The following is a 16,506-nucleotide window of genomic DNA, read 5'->3' as shown; positions in this document are numbered from 1 at the left end:
CACTCCTTGTCATGATGTTTGTTCTTCATAGTTTCATTATGCATCATTTTTGCTCATTTTTTAAGTATTTGGATTGTCTTTTGCTATTTTTTCGCGGAGTAGATCGATATATTTTTCCAATTCTGTCAGCGTTTTTTGATATGTTGGTAAATCACCGCCGAACGGATCGGAAATATCATAGTTAATCAGATTCGCTTCGAGGCTCTTAATGTGTTCAATATCATCATGCAAATAGCTTGAAATTTTGTCCTGAAGACTTGGATTATCAAGCTCACGTTCATTTTCCTGGATGAACTGTGAACGCTTTTCCTCATAATCAGCATATGCTTTCTTCAATTCATTCCAGATTTTTTTATCCGCTTCCGACACATATTCTTTTAATGTGAAATATTTATCCTGAAAGTTGGGGTACTGCATAATCAGTGATTGTTTATGCTGGGTAGTCATTGTGATAACCAGATCCGACCAGTACAACAGGTTGTCTGTTACCGGCTGTGATTTGGAATCCAATGTAATACCCTGCTGTTTTAATGCTTCCATCGCTTTACTGTTCGGGCGCTCATTCCGACCGGCAAAAATACCCGCTGATTGTACTTCAACTTCAGGCATTTTATGTTTAATCAGCGCTTCCGCCATTGGACTTCGGCATGTATTTCCTGTACAAACGAATAAAATTTTCATTTGCGAACCTCCGATAAAATAAATCCACTCACTCAAACTATACCATAGAACAGACCGGGATGTCAGAGGAAAATGACATGGTTTGTGATGTTATCTTTTTGTTAAGGGGGGGGGGCGTACAAGTTTGAACCGTTCTTGCGCGGGTGCTGGTGATTGTTGCGCGAGTTGAGACTGTTGCCGCGCGAGTACAAGCTGTGGTTGCGCGAGTTCAGTCTGCTTTCGCGCAAGTTTGGACGGCTGTCGCGCGATATTGAGTGGTTGTTGCGCGAGTTCGGGGATTGTCGCGCGAGTTCGAGCAGTTACCGCGCGAGTCGATCGCACGGCTCACGAATTTAAAAAGATTTTCTGCAGACAGCAGAAAATCTTAAATTAGTCCAATCCATCTTAACCAAACAATATATTCAACCCAAAGCCGCACAGGATGCTGCCGCCTAGTAACTCACTGTAGACGCCGAGCAGTCCGTGCACTTTTCGACCCAGAATCATTCCGGCCCATGTCATGACGGTGCTTGCTGCGCCGAATAGTATCAGGGCGATTACTGTTTTAACTTCCGACATCCCCAGGCTGAGTCCGACTGAAAAACTGTCAAGGCTGACACTTATTGCAAAAAAGATGAGGCCGATGCCAACCGGCTGCACGATTTTTTTTGTGCCGTGATTAAATGATGAAAAAACCATTTGTGCACCGATCCCAACAAGGAGCAGCCCGCCTGTCAATATAGCGTATTCACCGATCTGTTTGGAGATTGCTTGTCCCAGTACAATACCGATAAACGGCATGATTATGTGAGCTGTTCCGATCACGAATCCGACTACTGCAATACGCTTTAACCTGATTTCCTGCATTCCCATCCCCAAGCTGACGGAGAATGCATCCATACCCAGTGCTGCGGCCATAAATACAAGTGATACAATTTCGCCTATCTGATATACCGACATCCACAATCCCCCTCGGACATGCTATTACACTATATGCATGTCCAAGGGGGATTATGAGAAGTTAATCTTTAATGTATGCTGTTGCTGCTTTTTCCAGACGGTTCATGATTGCCTGTCCGATGTTTGTTGATGGGAATGTTTCACATAAAATCAGATCGACATCGCCATTTTTGAATTCACGTAACGCATCGTAAAGTCCGGCAGCAACTTCCTCCAAACTTGTCCCGAGCGGAATAACTCGGTTTGCCTGTAATTTACCAGCTGTTTCGGTACTTGCCATCACGCCGACTCGCTTTTGCTGAATGCGTTCCGTATCAATTACCACCTGAATATCCTCAGCCGATCCCGCTACAAGCCACATTGGTACTTCCGGTGCATAGTGGGTATATTTCATGCCTGGTGCTTTCGGCTGCCCGGATTTGTTTGCCAGCGCGGGATCTGTCATTACGGTCCCGGCCACCTGCTCAAGCTGTTCTTTGGTTACCCCGCCTGGTCTCAGGATGACCGGGATTTGCTGTGTACAGTCAATTACGGTTGATTCAACACCAACACCGGTCGGCCCGCCATCTATCAGTCCGGCAATTTTACCATTCAAATCCGACCATACGTGATCCGCTGTTGTCGGACTTGGTTTTCCGGAAATATTGGCACTGGGAGCAGCAATCGGGATATCACATGTTTTCAGCAGCTGTTGGGCAATTGGGTGACTCGGGATCCGGACGCCGATTGTGGATAACCCGGCTGTTACATTTTTGGCACAGGCACCATTGCTGGGCAATACGAGTGTTAATGGCCCGGGTGTGAATTCATCAATCAGCTTTTCAGCAATAGCCGGCAATTCAGTTACTAATCGGCTGAGCTGCTCTTTTGTCGCTACATGCGCAATGAGCGGATTATCTTCGGGACGCCCCTTCGCCTGGAAAACACCTGATACCGCAGTCGCACTCGTTGCGTCTGCGCCGAGTCCATAGACGGTCTCAGTCGGAAAAGCCACCGTTTGTCCACTTTTTAAAAGATGAGCGGCTTCCTCGATTACCTGTTTATTCGGTTGTTCCGTTTGCAAGTCCCATCGGTTTGTTTGCATCATCGTTGTACCTCTTTTCTATCGTTTATTTTAGTCGATGGGATTTTTTTTCGCAAAAAAAGAAGCCTGAAGATGGTTTTCCACAGGCTATCCACAATAAATTGTTATTATTTCAGGGGCATGTTGATAACTTTCAAATAGAATTCACAGTTTTTGAACATGTTATCCACAGACATTTGTGAATAAGTGTTAATAACTGCTTATGACACGTTATATGTCCACCAGCTGCCTTTATCAACCGGGTATTTATCCTCTAGCAAGTCGTTCTTTTGTGGATGAAACTGTAATGCTTCAAGCAAAACATCGACCATTGGCTGATGACTGTGGACAAAAACCTGTTTTGCCTGCTTTTCTTTTGCCAAAGCCAGAATAGTTTCCAGTAAAACCGGTAATGATGCGGCAGCGCCTGGAGTAATGTATAGCTGCTTCAGCCAATATTTATCCTGGTGATTATCAACTAAATCCATTACAAAACATCCCTCAATGGTATCCTTAATTTCCACAACGTATCCTTTTTCCAACAACAGATTCTTATCCACATTCTCGTTACTTTCCAAAAAGTTTTTGAGCTTCTCTACGGGTGCATTTTTCGCTGCGATTAGTTTCATTTTTTTTCACCTCTATGATTTTTGATGGCATTTCTAGTATTCTATGCAGAAACTAGAAAAACTATGACCAGCCAAACCATTCAAAAAGAAAAAATTTAACCTCAGCCTCTTCTTTTTCCTTTTTCTGATCTTGCTTTTGTTCTTTCAATTCCTTATCACTGGCGGCGCTTGCTTCTGCAACACTTGCCCCATTGCCAAAGTCCAAAAAGCATAATGGAGGAAACAGAACACACCACCAATTATCGCCTTTTCCTTCTCCAAGTGTAATCAGAACTGCTTCATACTCACCTGCAGGATATAAAAATGATCCATACAGTTTCGCTGGAAATGTTATGTTTGTTCCATATTTTACATCAAAGGTTTGTTCTTTATTCTCACGTTTCAGAACTTCACCAACAATTTCCTTAATTTCCGGTATGCGCGCATCAATCATTTTTCGTGCTTTATTGATGTCTGTAATGTCCTTCACCCAATCGGAAATAACTGCATTTACCTCATCACGAACCATCCGCTTCAATTGCTGATCGTCTTTCTGGTTACTGTTTGCAAGAATGCGTAAACGGATTGCCTCGTCAGGAATTACTTTAATATCTGTTTGTGAGCTGTTCTCCTCACTTGTACCTTGAATTGGCATTGCGAATATAATAATTAAAAATATAATTGCTGAAACTACCAATTTCTTCATCGTTTAAAAAACCCCTCTCCAACTGATTTACAAACAGTATGGGCAGGGGGGAGTTTTTTTAAACTAGGAATCTATTATTTTTTGACAGGCTATTATTTTCACCAGCAATTTGAGGTGCTTGCAGTTAGCTTAATTGTTTTTGAAAAACGACAAACTTACAGGGAATAGCCAGCATCTGCGCCAACTTTGGCATAACGCCTATGAAAAAGAGCACATATCATTCAAAAATAACAATCATCTAGTTTTTTATATATGTTTTAACAATTCGGTTCTTTTTGTTGATGTCTTTGATGATTTCAATACTGGCTGATGGGAATTTGCTGTAGAGCATACCGCTGACTGCCTTTCCCTGGTCATGGCCGATTTCGAAAAAAACTTGTGCTTCATCGGTGATAGCCTGCGGGAGGTCTGTGATGATATTTTTGTAGGCGGCCAGGCCATTCGCCTCGGCAAAAAGGGCGAGTTCCGGATCGAAGTTTTTTACCGTATCAGACAGGCTCGCTGCTTCAGACCGTGCAATGTAAGGTGGATTGGATACGATGATGTCGGCCAGTTTTCCTTCATCGATGAACGGCTTTAGAAAATCGCCTTGAAGGAAAGTTACTTCTGCATTCAGTTTCTTGGCGTTTTTTTGAGCAATTGCCAGTGCTTCCTCCGAAATATCAGTTGCATAAACGGTGGCGTTTGGAAGCTCCAGGGCAATGGTTATAGCGATTATCCCGCTGCCTGTTCCGATATCGATAATCGTGAGCGGCTTGTCTGGTGCCGCTTCAATCACCTGCTGGACAAGCTCCTCGGTTTCCGGCCTTGGAATAAGTGTATGTTCATTTACATGGAATGTCCTGCCGTAAAATGTTTCGTGTCCGATGATATGCTGGATAGGCACCCCGGTTTCAGCGTGTTTTTCAATTGCCCGCTGAAATTGCTTGTGGATATTTTCCGGAACCGGGTCGCGCATCATTGTAATAAATTCAGTTTTGAACACGCCGAGATAATGCTGGAGCAGCAGTTCGGCCACCCTTGTTTCGCGGTTATTTTTTTCTAAAAAAAGAGAAGCCCAGCGCAGGACTTCATAGATTTTGGATTCTTTTTCCATTTTAGTCTCCAAGTTCTTCAAGTTTTTTCGTTTGTTCTTCAAGAAGAAGTGCGTCAATGAACTCATCCAGTTTTCCTTCAAGAATCTGGTCAAGCTTTTGAATGGTCAGGCCGATACGATGATCCGTCACACGGTTCTGCGGAAAATTGTACGTACGGATTCGCTCGGAACGGTCACCGGTACCAACCGCGGATTTCCGGTTCTCATCATACTCCGCCTGTGCTTCCTGCTGGTACTTATCATAAATACGCGCACGCAGAACTTTCATCGCTTTTTCCTTATTTTTAATCTGTGATTTTTCATCCTGGATGGAAACCACAATTCCAGTCGGTTCGTGAGTCAGGCGAACAGCGGACATTGTCGTGTTAACGCTCTGACCTCCGGGACCACTTGATGCAAATGTGTCCACGCGAATATCTTTGTCATGAACTTCAACTTCCACTTCTTCGGTCTCCGGTAACACAGCAACCGTTGCAGTCGAGGTATGAATACGGCCGCCAGATTCTGTTTCTGGAACACGCTGCACGCGGTGTGCACCATTTTCGTATTTAAATTTGGAATAGGCTGCATCACCATTGATCATAAAAATAATTTCTTTATACCCGCCGACACCAGTTGAGCTTGCTTCGATTACTTCGGTTTTCCATCCCTGTGTCTCGGCATATTTGGAATACATCCGGTAAAGATCACCGGCAAACAGTGCAGCCTCATCACCGCCAGCCGCTCCGCGAATTTCCATAATAACGTTTTTATCGTCGTTCGGATCTTTCGGCAGAAGAAGAACTTTCAATCTTTCTTCCAGATTTTCTTTGTTTTCCTTCAGCTCTTCAATTTCCATTTTTACCATTTCGTGCATTTCTTCATCAAGATTATCATCAAGCATTGTTTTCGCATCATCTAATTGTGTTGTTACATCTTTATATTCACCATATGCCTGGACGACATCCTCAAGTCCTGCCTGCTCCTTGGAATACTCGCGCAATTTATTCGTATCACCGATAACATCCGGATCACTAAGCAGTTCATTCAGTTTATTATAACGGTCTTCCAATGATTGCAAACGCTCTAACATCACGGTCACCTCTTTCTGATTAACAGTATAATTATAGTATACTCATTGTGGGAGGTCAAAATTATTATGAGATTACGGTGGAGGCGCCGGGCGAGTATGTTTCTGTGTGGTAAGGAAGGGAATTTCCTTCTGCTTATTAGGTTTTTTAAGCGAATCATGCATGTTTACGGCATTAAAAATCATGATGGAACGTTGTCTCGAGGAATTAGTGTTCGATTCTGGCGAGAAATCCTCGTGAGGGACGCTGTAACGAGGAATTGGTGTTCGATTCTGGCGAGAAATCCTCGTAAGGGACGCTGTAACGAGGAATTGGTGTTCGATTCTGGCGAGAAATCCTCGTAAGGGACGCTGTAACAAGGAATTGGCGTTCGATTCTGGCAAGAAATCCTCGTGAGGAATGCTGTAACGAGGAATTGGTGTTCGATTTTAGCAAGAAATCCTCGTGAGGAATGCTGTAACGAGGAATTGGTGTTCGATTTTAGCAAGAAATCCTCGTGATGGGATTCTAGGCAAACTAAAAAGTATAAATTAACCCCCTTTTAGTAAAATAAGGACTTTATAAATTGATTTATTCAAAGTAAGACCATCGACCACTCCCCACCCTGGTGAAATTGTTTAAAAGAATATATCTGATTCTTTCCTTGGAAGCAATCACACTACACCAATCATAAATAACATTCGTAGTAATCTTTTCATCTGGAAAAAGAATTTTAAATTCCTCAACACTTCTCATAACAGCATCCCCCACTAACTCGGCATGTCCGCAATACTGACAAACGCATTTTCTGCTATCAACAGTTACAGAAAATGAATGGCATTTCGGACAGGTGATTCCCTTTCGAAGCTGATCATAATCGTAAGGAGGCAGCTGTTTAAAGGGGGAGTCTTTTATATTCAAAGCAATTAATTGATCTGCAAGGTTTTTATGTTTATTCGTTAGTTTTGAGGTTTGGGAATTCAGTTGATTCATATGTCGTTCAATCTGTGTCGGGAAAATAATCGGTTTGTCGAGAGGTGCTTGGTATAAGGTGAATTTCGGATTGATGAAAACAACAGAAGATTCAATTGACGGGTTCGTTCCAAGGCTGGAGAATAACTGACGCAGCAAGGATTCGCTTCTGCTCAACTGGTGAAGCGGATTAATAATTTCCTTTCTGGGTTTCCTATATATTTTATCCGATTCGCAATAGTAATCACCCTCAAGATTCTTCACTTCATAAAAGCGGATTAGACGTTGGAAGATCATCAGGGAATCTATTTGGAAGGTGGTGCTGTTTACTTCAAGCAGCAAATCATTTAATATCAGGCACTCACATTGGAGCTTTTCTGTCAGGTTGTCAAATTGAACTTCTCCCTCGTAGCCTTTTTTCAACCTTATGTAGTGGCCTCTATCCTTGTCAGTTAACTTCATTCGGGTGTTTAATAATTCGAGGATCCTTAACTCGGTTGACTTTGTTCGCGGTTTATACAACACAGCCTAGTCCACATCCTTTCTGTTAGTTTAAATCTATTATATAAAATAGTTTCGCTTATTGGAATATGTATTTGGAAAAATAGAAAAAGAGAATATTTGTGTCGTATTACTTAATGCATATCTAAAAGAAAGGGTTGATATTTTCAGATAAAAGGTGGTCGGGTATGCACAGCCAACCAAAAAAAGAGCGCCGCAGCACTCTATTTTGACATTTTTGATAGGGTATTTACTACTCTGTTACTGGGTTTATTTGGTACATCGTGATGATGGCGGCAGCGTGGTTCGTACGATTCGGATGCGCCAACCAGGATTATCGGGTCGTCGTATGATGCTGGTCTGTCGTTAATCAGGCGCTGTGTGCGGCTTGCAGGGGACCCGCAGACAGGGCAAATTGCGTTCAGTTTAGTAACGGATTCTGCCAGTGCCATAAGTTTTGGCATTGGTCCGAATGGTTCGCCGCGAAAATCGGTATCGAGCCCGGCGATTATGACGCGAATCCCTTTATTCGCTAATTCATCTGCTACTGAAACTACATTTTCATCAAAAAATTGGACTTCATCGATCCCGATAACGTCGATATCACTTTCCATGTATTCCAATATTTCATCGGAGTTTTTTACAGGTCGGGCAATTGTGGATGTGCCGTTATGCGATACGACTGAGTCGTCTGCGTAACGGTCATCGATTGCTGGTTTAAAAACACGTACAGATAAATTTCCATATGTCGCACGGCGAACCCGGCGGATCAACTCTTCTGACTTTCCGGAAAACATACTGCCGCAAATAACTTCCACCCAACCACTTTGTTTCATAACGTACATGTACGGGATCTCCCTTCAACATTGAATATTCGATATGTATTTATTTTATTTTATCATTTTATTCGACATACTTTGATAGGTATTTTATACTATGTTCCTTTTTTAAATCGGTAATAAAGGAAGTAAAAAAACAGGCAAAGTATATAGACATTTTGCCTGTTTTATATTTAGTACAGTTTATTCAATCTAGCTTCGGCTCCTAGAAGCTGTCGTCATAAGCAATGGGCACTCCAAACACCAAAAACCAGGTGTTTTCCGGCCCCTTGCTTATGCGTCCGCTTCTGACCAGTCACCTCAGCCTTTTATTTCATATTATATTTCTTCTTGAATCGGTCTACACGTCCGCCGACTTTGTCAGCTTTTTGCTTACCTGTGTAGAACGGGTGTGAATCTGAGCTGATTTCAACACGGATCAATGGGTATGTGTTGCCATCTTCCCACTCAATTGTTTCTTCTGAGTCTTGTGTTGATCCACTCAAAAATTTGAATTCTGAGCTTGTATCAAGAAACACAACTTTTCTGTATTCTGGATGAATATCTTTTTTCATGTCTTTCCACTCCTTTTTGCCCTGAATCTCGCGAGACAGAGTTATTGCAAGAGCCGTCATAGGTGCGATACCTTACTGAACTCACATAGAAAGATTATAACAGTCTGAACTATTCATTGCAATAGTAAATCATAACAGGCTATTTCTTGATACCGCGACGGTTCATTTCCTCATCCATTTGCTGGAAGAATTCATCATTATTTTTCGATGCCCTGAGCCGCTTCAGGAAGCGATCAAGGAAGTTATGGGAATCCTGCATCGTTTTGCGGATTGCCCAGATTTTATCAAGATGGCTTTTTGAAATGAGCAGTTCTTCTTTTCGGGTGCCTGATTTCAATATGTCGATTGAAGGGAAGATGCGGCGCTCAGCAAGACTGCGGTCGAGATGCAGTTCCATATTGCCTGTGCCTTTAAATTCTTCATAAATAACATCGTCCATTCGTGAACCGGTATCAACCAAAGCGGTTGCCAATACCGTGAAACTTCCGCCCTCTTCAATATTTCTTGCCGCTCCGAAGAATCGTTTCGGACGGTGGAATGCTGCCGGGTCAATACCACCTGAAAGGGTACGTCCGCTTGGCGGAATAACAAGGTTGTATGCACGGGCAAGCCGGGTAATGCTGTCCATTAAGACAATGACATCACGCTTGTGCTCAACCAGACGCATTGCGCGCTCCAGCACCAATTCCGATACTTTGATATGGCTTTCCGGAACTTCGTCAAATGTTGAGCTGACAACATCGACATCTCCACTTACCGAGCGCTCGATGTCGGTTACTTCCTCAGGTCGCTCGTCCACGAGTAAAATAATTAATTTAGCTTCCGGATGATTAGCCGTAATACTGTTGGCGATTTCTTTCAAAAGAACTGTTTTACCGGCTTTTGGTGGTGCAACGATCAATCCGCGCTGACCAAAGCCAACAGGAGTCATAATATCAATAATTCGCGTTGACAAGTTTTTTGTTTCTTTTTCCAGCGACATGAGTCTGTCCGGATATAAAGCCGTTAATGCAGGAAAATGCACACGTTCTTTTGCCGTTTCCGGATCCTCACCATTTACTGCATCAACGTGCAGCAACCCGTAGTAGCGTTCATTTTCTTTTGGGGGACGTACTTTCCCGGAAACTTTATCCCCGTTTCGTAAATCAAAACGACGGATTTGTGAGGCAGAAATATAAATATCCTCTGCACTTGGGGAGTAATTAATTGGTCGTAGAAAACCGAATCCTTCAGATGGGATGATTTCCAGTATGCCGTCCATAAATAAGTAGCCGTCTTTTTCGGCTTGTGCCTTTAAAATCGCAAATATAAGTTCTTTTTTTGTCAGTTTCGCGTAATAGGAAACTTTGTACTCACGTGCGAGAGCATACACTTCTTTTAAAGTTAATGTCTCCAGATGAGAAATTGTTAATGCAGCCATTAAATCACCACGCCTATTCATTTAAAAATTAGATAAAATTCGGCTTCACCTATGCTAGTGAAAAACCCGATTATTTAGATAAGATTTGTAAAGATATGTATATTCAACTATTTGTTCTCGTTACCGACTGTGCAATTTCTTATTCAGTTTTTTAATTGAATGGTCTGTACTAAGAGAAATGAAGAATTGTCGGAAGCTAGAATAGAAGTTTTTGTTTTATAATTTATATTAGCCAATCTTTACTATTATTAAACATCTACAATAATACCCGTTTGCAGTATAACATTCAACTCTATTTCTAATTTTATTGATTAATAGAGAAGGAAGCCGGAGATAAAATGGCTTCCTTCGCTTATAGATCTTACGGTTTCATCACGAGGTTTGGTTTTTTCTTTAAGCTGTGTGTACCGTCAATAAAGCGGACTGTTCCGCTTTTGGCGCGCATTACTACGGTCTGAGTTGTTGCGCTTGTTCCTTTAAATTGAACGCCTTGTAAGAGTTCGCCATCGGTTACTCCTGTTGCAGCAAAAATAGCATCATCACCGCCACAAAAGTCGTCCATATAGAATACTTTATCGAGATCATCGATGCCCATTGCCTTACAGCGTTCACTTTCTTCATCGTTTGAAGGGGTCAGTTTTCCCTGGATTTCACCGCCAAGGCATTTTAATGCTACAGCGGAAAGAACTCCTTCTGGGGCACCACCGATTCCCAGCAATATATCTACACCAGTATCATCAAAAGCTGTATTCATGGCAGCCGCAACATCGCCGTCAGGAATCAATTTAATTCGTGCTCCTGTTGCACGGATTTCCTCAATTAACTCGGCATGACGCGGACGATCCAGCACAATTACGACAAGGTCTTCCACGTTTTTATTTTTTGCTTTGGCTACAGCCTTTAAGTTTTCCTCTGTTGATGCGTTAACATCCACTTTCCCAACTGCTTCCGGACCTACTGCTATCTTTTTCATGTACATATCCGGTGCATGCAACAGCTTGCTTTGATCCGCAATGGCAATAACTGCCAGTGCGTTCCATGTACCCTGAGCGACAATGTTTGTCCCTTCCAGCGGGTCAACCGCTATATCAACGCTGGGACCTGAACCGGTGCCGAGTTCTTCACCAATATAAAGCATTGGTGCTTCATCCATTTCTCCTTCACCGATTACTACTGTCCCCTGCATTGGTATTGTATCAAAAACGTCGCGCATTGCTGAAGTCGCTGCATCATCTGCCTCGTCTTTTTTTCCCCGGCCCATCCAGCGTGCTGATGAAAGGGCGGCAGCTTCTGTTACGCGAACGATTTCCATCGTTAAACTTCTTTCCATTTTACCTCTCTCCTTTTGATTAAAATATCCTCATCCCAAAAGGATTTTAAAATATGGAGAGATTTGCCGGTTTTTTATTTATGTCCAGCTTCAAGCCTTTATTCTTTAGTTCTGAAACTGCTCTATCTCCTGGTCGGTCATTTCTTCCCGCCAGACTTTTGCACCGAGGTCAATCAGTTTATCTGTCATTTTTTCATAACCCCGGTCAATGTGCTCAAGGCCGGTTATTTCTGTAATTCCGTTGGCCATTAAGCCTGCGATAACGAGTGATGCACCGGCACGAAGGTCTGTGGCTTTAACCCGTGCTCCTTCCAGTTGAACCGGACCGGACACAATTGCGGAGCCACCTTCCACTTTTATTATAGCATTCATTCGCCGTAATTCATCAATATGTTTCAGTCGTGCTGAATAAATAGTATCGGTGACAACACCTGTATTGACTGCTTTCGTTAATAATGTTGTAAAAGGCTGCTGCAGATCGGTTGGAAAACCGGGATAAACAAGTGTTTTGATATCAACGCTTTTAAGCGGTGTTTTTGGTGCGATGTACAACTGTTCATCCTGCTCTTCCACGGTAACGCCCATTTCGCGTAATTTTGCCAGAACGGATTCAAGGTGCAGCGAAATTACATTATCAAGAATAACTTCCTTACCCTGAGCCGCTGCTGCGATTGCATATGTTCCTGCTTCAATTCGATCAGGAATAATGGTATGACGGCATCCATTCAGTGAAGGTACACCTTCAATACGAATGACGTCCGTTCCCACTCCTTTAATTTTTGCGCCCATGTTTGTCAGCAATGTTGCAACATCGATTATTTCCGGTTCTTTTGCAGCATTTTCGATAACCGTTTTACCTTTTGCTTTGACCGCTGCCAGCATAATATTGATTGTCGCGCCGACACTTACAACGTCCAGGTAAATGCGTGCACCGCGCAGTTCATTTGCCCGGATATAAATGGCACCCTGTTCATTGGTAACCTCAGCTCCCAATGCTTCGAAGCCTTTAATGTGCTGATCGATTGGCCGTGGTCCCAGGTGACAGCCACCAGGCAGCCCGATAACGGCCTGATTAAATTTCCCAAGCATGGCACCCATGAAGTAATAGGACGCCCGCAGTTTTTTAACTTTTCCATTTGGCAATGGCATTGAAACCATATTTGATGGATCAATATATACGGTTTGACCATCCCAGCTTACTTTACCGCCTATTTCCTCAAGTAAATCACCGAGCGTGTACACATCGGAAATTTCCGGTAATCCTTCGATTGCAACGGTTGAATCAGCCAATAGTGCGGCAGGAAGCAATGCAACGGCACTGTTTTTTGCTCCGTTGATGCGAATTTTCCCGTGTAACAGATTCCCGCCTTCAACTAACATCTTTTGCATTTAAAAGCACCCCACTTTTCGCGTACAAGGCGTACTGATGCTGTCGCATGATTGTCACTGCGACTTGAACGGCTTAGGGTTTTCAACAACTGGAAAAGAATCTTGCCCAAGTTGTTTTACCTTTTCTTTCCATCCATTCTTTTCGCTTAGTTTGCACAAATTTTCCAATATCATGTAAGTTATTTTTGATTGTTCCAGTCATTCAGGAATTTCTCGATTCCCTGGTCTGTTAATGGATGTTTAACCAATTGTCCGAGCACTTTATATGGAATCGTCGCGATATGTGCGCCATTTAACGCTGCATCAGTTACATGGAGCGGATGTCTGATGGATGCTGCGATGATTTCCGACTGAATGCCGTGACGATCGAACATTTGAGAAATCGTTGCAATCAAATCCATCCCATCATGACCAATATCATCCAGACGGCCAAGGAATGGGGATACATAAGATGCTCCGGCACGTGCTGCCAGCAGCGCCTGATTTGCATTGAAAATAAGTGTTACATTTGTTTTAATGTTTAAATCACTGAATGCCTTTACTGCTTTCAGGCCTTCCAGTGTCATCGGAACTTTTACCGTGATATTCGGTGCGATTGCCGCAAGTTCTTTTCCTTCCTTAATCATACCTTCAGCATCTTCCGAGATTACTTCTGCACTCACGGAACCGTCTACTTCGCTAGTGATTTCTTTTAAACGGTCATGGAAGGATACCCCTTCTTTAGCAACCAGACTGGGGTTGGTGGTTACACCTGCAAGAATACCCAGTTCATTTGCCGAACGGATTTCATCAATATTTGCTGTATCAACAAAAAACTTCATCTTTTCCATCCTTTCTTTATAAAAAGCCCGGTTTCTTACGGTGCGTGACACCAATCCGGACATTTATATATCCTATGATTTAACATTCTCATCTATTATGCTTGTTTGGAGGAGCCAAACTGAACTAATTTTATCTATAGTATTAGAATACCAACAAGAGCAATAAGTCGCAAGAACAAAAGTACAGGGAGGAATAACTGAGTGTACGCTGCACAAATGAATATAAGGCAGAATCCCAATTAAAAAGAGCAGCCAAAGAATAACTTCAGCTGCCCTAGCCAGACCATTTAATTAAGCTAATAATTTTTTGGTAAGCGTGCACATTTCCTGTACGTTAAATGGTTTGGCGAGTACTTTTTTCACCAGGCTGTACGCTTTTAATTCCTTTACGATGTCTTCAGCAAGGCCACTCATTACAATTAATGGAGTTGTGAAGTTGTCATGCTCGAGCTGCTGAATTACCTGGATGCCATCGACAACAGGCAGCTTATAATCAAGCATGACCAAATCATATGAACCGTTATATATCGTATCAAGTGCCTCTTTACCGGTTTCAACAGCCGTTACCTGGTAACCTTCATTTGTGAATATTTCCTGTAACAGTAATCGTATACCCGGTTGATCATCAACCACCAAAATCTCCTTTTTCATATAAAGTAACCATCCCCATCCCCACTTTATTAAATTCTCTTTATTTGGCCCTTTTTGTCCGCTTATGTTATTACTTCTACATTAAACTCGAATTTCCTTCTTTTTAAAGAACATTCTTTTTATTTCTTTTTCAAGCTGGATTGCGCATTTACACGACCTTACTTAAAAAGTCCTAAATAAAGAACGTGTATTCTGTTCTTTATTTAGGTCAAAAGTAATGCTTGTTTATTTTTCCTGCTGATTGACAGCTGCACCGATAAATCCATAAAAAAGTGCTTGCGGTCTTGTCGGACGTGATTTGAATTCCGGATGGAACTGGCAGGCTACAAACCATGGATGATCTTTCACTTCGATGGTCTCAACCAATCTGCCGTCAGGACTTGTTCCTGAAAAAATGAATCCTTTGTCCTGCATTTGTTCACGGTAATCGTTATTAAATTCATAGCGATGACGATGGCGCTCATAAACAATATCTTCTCCGTTATACGCTGCCTTCGTTTTTGTATTGTCGGTCAATTTGCACGGATAGACGCCAAGCCTTAACGTTCCGCCCATATCTGAAATATTCTTCTGTTCAGGCAGCAAATCAATGATCGGGTAGGTTGTTTCCGGATTGATTTCTGCTGAATGTGCACCTTCAAGTCCAACTACATTGCGGGCAAATTCAACGGTTGCCAGCTGCATCCCAAGACAAATTCCGAAAAACGGTACTTTATGTTCCCGTGCATAACGGATTGCTTCGATTTTTCCTTCGATGCCACGGTCACCGAAACCTCCGGGAACCAAAATTCCATCCACATGTTCAAGCTCATGCTTAATGGTTTCTTTATCAAGCTTTTCCGCATTAATCCAATGAATTTTAATATCTGTGTCATAGGAATACCCGGCATGCTTCAATGCTTCAACAACTGAAAGATATGCATCAGGGAGTTCCACATATTTTCCAACAAGTCCGATTGTAGTTGTTTTAGATAAATGTCTTACATTATTTAATAAATTATTCCATTCAGCCATGTCTGCCGGTTGGCAATCCAACCCAAAGTGATCACAGGTTAATTGATCCAAATGCTGTTCCTGCAGTGAAATCGGGACTTGATATAATGTGTCTGCATCACGCATTTCAATTACGGCTTCCTCATTAATATCACAGAACAGTGCTATTTTTTCTTTCATTTCTTTACTGATTGGCATTTCAGTCCGCAATACAATTGTGTCCGGCTGAATTCCCAATGATCGCAGCTCTTTTACACTGTGCTGGGTTGGTTTTGTTTTCATCTCACCGGCAGCTTTGATGTAAGGGACAAGTGTACAATGAACGTACATTACATGATCTTTGCCGATATCACTCTTGATTTGGCGGATTGCTTCAAGGAATGGCAATGATTCGATATCACCGACTGTTCCACCGATTTCCGTAATTACGACATCAGCTTTTGTCGCCTGCCCTGCCCGGAAAACCTGTTCTTTTATTTCATTTGTAATGTGCGGGATAACCTGGACAGTACCGCCAAGATAGTCGCCGCGGCGCTCTTTTTTTATAACACTTGAATATACTTTTCCAGTTGTAATGTTACTGTATTTGTTAAGATTGATATCAATAAACCGTTCATAGTGGCCCAGATCCAGGTCGGTTTCTGCTCCGTCCTCAGTCACAAAAACCTCGCCATGCTGATATGGACTCATTGTTCCAGGATCAACGTTAATGTATGGGTCAAATTTTTGGATTGTCACCTTTAATCCCCGGTTTTTTAACAGGCGGCCGAGTGAAGCGGCTGTAATTCCTTTACCCAATGATGACACAACACCGCCTGTTACAAAAATATACTTCGTCACTTTCATCCCTCTTCTTTCTGTATGAATTATTGTTATGTTGAACATGTATTTGAC

Annotated in this window: 16 protein-coding genes; all 16 read right to left on the bottom strand. The window is 42.4% G+C overall.

From position 1 onward, the window contains the following. Window positions 1–60: 60 nt before the first annotated feature. Entirely contained in the window at window positions 61–681 is a 621-nt protein-coding gene (locus G6R02_RS01850) for a low molecular weight protein arginine phosphatase (RefSeq protein ID WP_164667570.1), read from the bottom strand. Window positions 682–1,065: 384 nt separating this feature from the next. Continuing rightward, on the bottom strand, window positions 1,066–1,620 hold the full coding sequence (locus G6R02_RS01845; protein WP_164667569.1) for a manganese efflux pump MntP: 555 nt from the start codon (window positions 1,618–1,620) through the stop codon (window positions 1,066–1,068). 61 nt (window positions 1,621–1,681) lie between these two features. Further along, a complete protein-coding gene (locus G6R02_RS01840; protein WP_164670289.1) occupies window positions 1,682–2,704 on the bottom strand; it encodes an L-threonylcarbamoyladenylate synthase in 1,023 nt (340 codons plus the stop codon). Window positions 2,705–2,904: 200 nt separating this feature from the next. Continuing rightward, the gene (locus tag G6R02_RS01835; RefSeq protein WP_164667568.1) at window positions 2,905–3,312 is read right to left on the bottom strand and encodes a GNAT family N-acetyltransferase; all 408 of its coding nucleotides are present in this window, start codon (window positions 3,310–3,312) and stop codon (window positions 2,905–2,907) included. Window positions 3,313–3,373: 61 nt separating this feature from the next. Then, window positions 3,374–3,997 carry a stage II sporulation protein R gene (gene spoIIR / locus G6R02_RS01830; RefSeq protein WP_164667567.1) on the bottom strand — a complete coding sequence of 208 codons (624 nt, stop codon included), beginning with the start codon at window positions 3,995–3,997 and terminating at the stop codon, window positions 3,374–3,376. 238 nt (window positions 3,998–4,235) lie between these two features. Continuing rightward, window positions 4,236–5,093 (bottom strand): peptide chain release factor N(5)-glutamine methyltransferase, encoded by an 858-nt coding sequence (gene prmC, locus G6R02_RS01825; RefSeq protein WP_164667566.1) that lies wholly within the window; start codon window positions 5,091–5,093, stop codon window positions 4,236–4,238. Window position 5,094: 1 nt separating this feature from the next. Next, a complete protein-coding gene (prfA, locus tag G6R02_RS01820) occupies window positions 5,095–6,165 on the bottom strand; it encodes a peptide chain release factor 1 (RefSeq protein ID WP_164667565.1) in 1,071 nt (356 codons plus the stop codon). A gap of 568 nt (window positions 6,166–6,733) precedes the next feature. After that, window positions 6,734–7,639: a nuclease-related domain-containing protein gene (locus G6R02_RS01815; RefSeq protein ID WP_164667564.1), complete on the bottom strand. Its 906-nt coding sequence runs from the start codon at window positions 7,637–7,639 to the stop codon at window positions 6,734–6,736. A gap of 200 nt (window positions 7,640–7,839) precedes the next feature. Next, the gene (locus tag G6R02_RS01810; RefSeq protein WP_164667563.1) at window positions 7,840–8,460 is read right to left on the bottom strand and encodes a thymidine kinase; all 621 of its coding nucleotides are present in this window, start codon (window positions 8,458–8,460) and stop codon (window positions 7,840–7,842) included. Window positions 8,461–8,762: 302 nt separating this feature from the next. Beyond that, window positions 8,763–9,008: a type B 50S ribosomal protein L31 gene (locus G6R02_RS01805; RefSeq protein ID WP_164667562.1), complete on the bottom strand. Its 246-nt coding sequence runs from the start codon at window positions 9,006–9,008 to the stop codon at window positions 8,763–8,765. Between the two features lie 139 nt (window positions 9,009–9,147). After that, window positions 9,148–10,428, bottom strand: a complete 1,281-nt coding sequence (gene rho / locus G6R02_RS01800) for a transcription termination factor Rho (protein ID WP_164667561.1) — start codon at window positions 10,426–10,428, stop codon at window positions 9,148–9,150. Window positions 10,429–10,789: 361 nt separating this feature from the next. Then, a complete protein-coding gene (gene glpX, locus G6R02_RS01795) occupies window positions 10,790–11,758 on the bottom strand; it encodes a class II fructose-bisphosphatase (RefSeq protein ID WP_164667560.1) in 969 nt (322 codons plus the stop codon). A gap of 105 nt (window positions 11,759–11,863) precedes the next feature. After that, window positions 11,864–13,147 (bottom strand): UDP-N-acetylglucosamine 1-carboxyvinyltransferase, encoded by a 1,284-nt coding sequence (locus G6R02_RS01790; protein ID WP_164667559.1) that lies wholly within the window; start codon window positions 13,145–13,147, stop codon window positions 11,864–11,866. A gap of 179 nt (window positions 13,148–13,326) precedes the next feature. Further along, window positions 13,327–13,968: a fructose-6-phosphate aldolase gene (gene fsa / locus G6R02_RS01785; protein WP_164667558.1), complete on the bottom strand. Its 642-nt coding sequence runs from the start codon at window positions 13,966–13,968 to the stop codon at window positions 13,327–13,329. A 291-nt stretch (window positions 13,969–14,259) separates the two neighbouring features. After that, entirely contained in the window at window positions 14,260–14,619 is a 360-nt protein-coding gene (locus G6R02_RS01780) for a response regulator (protein WP_164667557.1), read from the bottom strand. Window positions 14,620–14,844: 225 nt separating this feature from the next. Then, complete coding sequence (pyrG, locus tag G6R02_RS01775; protein ID WP_164667556.1) at window positions 14,845–16,452, bottom strand: CTP synthase; 1,608 nt, start codon at window positions 16,450–16,452, stop codon at window positions 14,845–14,847. Between the last annotated feature and the right edge of the window lie 54 nt (window positions 16,453–16,506).

Origin of the sequence: Virgibacillus doumboii, assembly GCF_902806455.1 — a bacterium.
In the GTDB taxonomy this organism is placed as follows: Bacteria; Bacillota; Bacilli; order Bacillales; family Amphibacillaceae; genus Lentibacillus; species Lentibacillus doumboii.
This window is presented reverse-complemented; position numbering and strand designations above follow the sequence as displayed.

Excerpts from the sequence above, each read along its gene's own strand:
- G6R02_RS01850 (WP_164667570.1), bottom strand. The coding sequence starts at position 681 with ATGAAAATTTTATTCGTTTGTACAGGAAATACATGCCGAAGTCCAATG.
- G6R02_RS01790 (WP_164667559.1), bottom strand. The coding sequence starts at position 13,147 with ATGCAAAAGATGTTAGTTGAAGGCGGGAATCTGTTACACGGGAAAATT.
- rho (WP_164667561.1), bottom strand. The coding sequence starts at position 10,428 with ATGGCTGCATTAACAATTTCTCATCTGGAGACATTAACTTTAAAAGAA.
- G6R02_RS01810 (WP_164667563.1), bottom strand. The coding sequence starts at position 8,460 with ATGTACGTTATGAAACAAAGTGGTTGGGTGGAAGTTATTTGCGGCAGT.
- G6R02_RS01835 (WP_164667568.1), bottom strand. The coding sequence starts at position 3,312 with ATGAAACTAATCGCAGCGAAAAATGCACCCGTAGAGAAGCTCAAAAAC.
- G6R02_RS01840 (WP_164670289.1), bottom strand. The coding sequence starts at position 2,704 with ATGCAAACAAACCGATGGGACTTGCAAACGGAACAACCGAATAAACAG.
- glpX (WP_164667560.1), bottom strand. The coding sequence starts at position 11,758 with ATGGAAAGAAGTTTAACGATGGAAATCGTTCGCGTAACAGAAGCTGCC.
- G6R02_RS01805 (WP_164667562.1), bottom strand. The coding sequence starts at position 9,008 with ATGAAAAAAGATATTCATCCAGAATACAGAAAAGTTGTGTTTCTTGAT.
- fsa (WP_164667558.1), bottom strand. The coding sequence starts at position 13,968 with ATGAAGTTTTTTGTTGATACAGCAAATATTGATGAAATCCGTTCGGCA.
- prfA (WP_164667565.1), bottom strand. The coding sequence starts at position 6,165 with ATGTTAGAGCGTTTGCAATCATTGGAAGACCGTTATAATAAACTGAAT.
- spoIIR (WP_164667567.1), bottom strand. The coding sequence starts at position 3,997 with ATGAAGAAATTGGTAGTTTCAGCAATTATATTTTTAATTATTATATTC.
- prmC (WP_164667566.1), bottom strand. The coding sequence starts at position 5,093 with ATGGAAAAAGAATCCAAAATCTATGAAGTCCTGCGCTGGGCTTCTCTT.
- G6R02_RS01845 (WP_164667569.1), bottom strand. The coding sequence starts at position 1,620 with ATGTCGGTATATCAGATAGGCGAAATTGTATCACTTGTATTTATGGCC.
- G6R02_RS01780 (WP_164667557.1), bottom strand. The coding sequence starts at position 14,619 with ATGAAAAAGGAGATTTTGGTGGTTGATGATCAACCGGGTATACGATTA.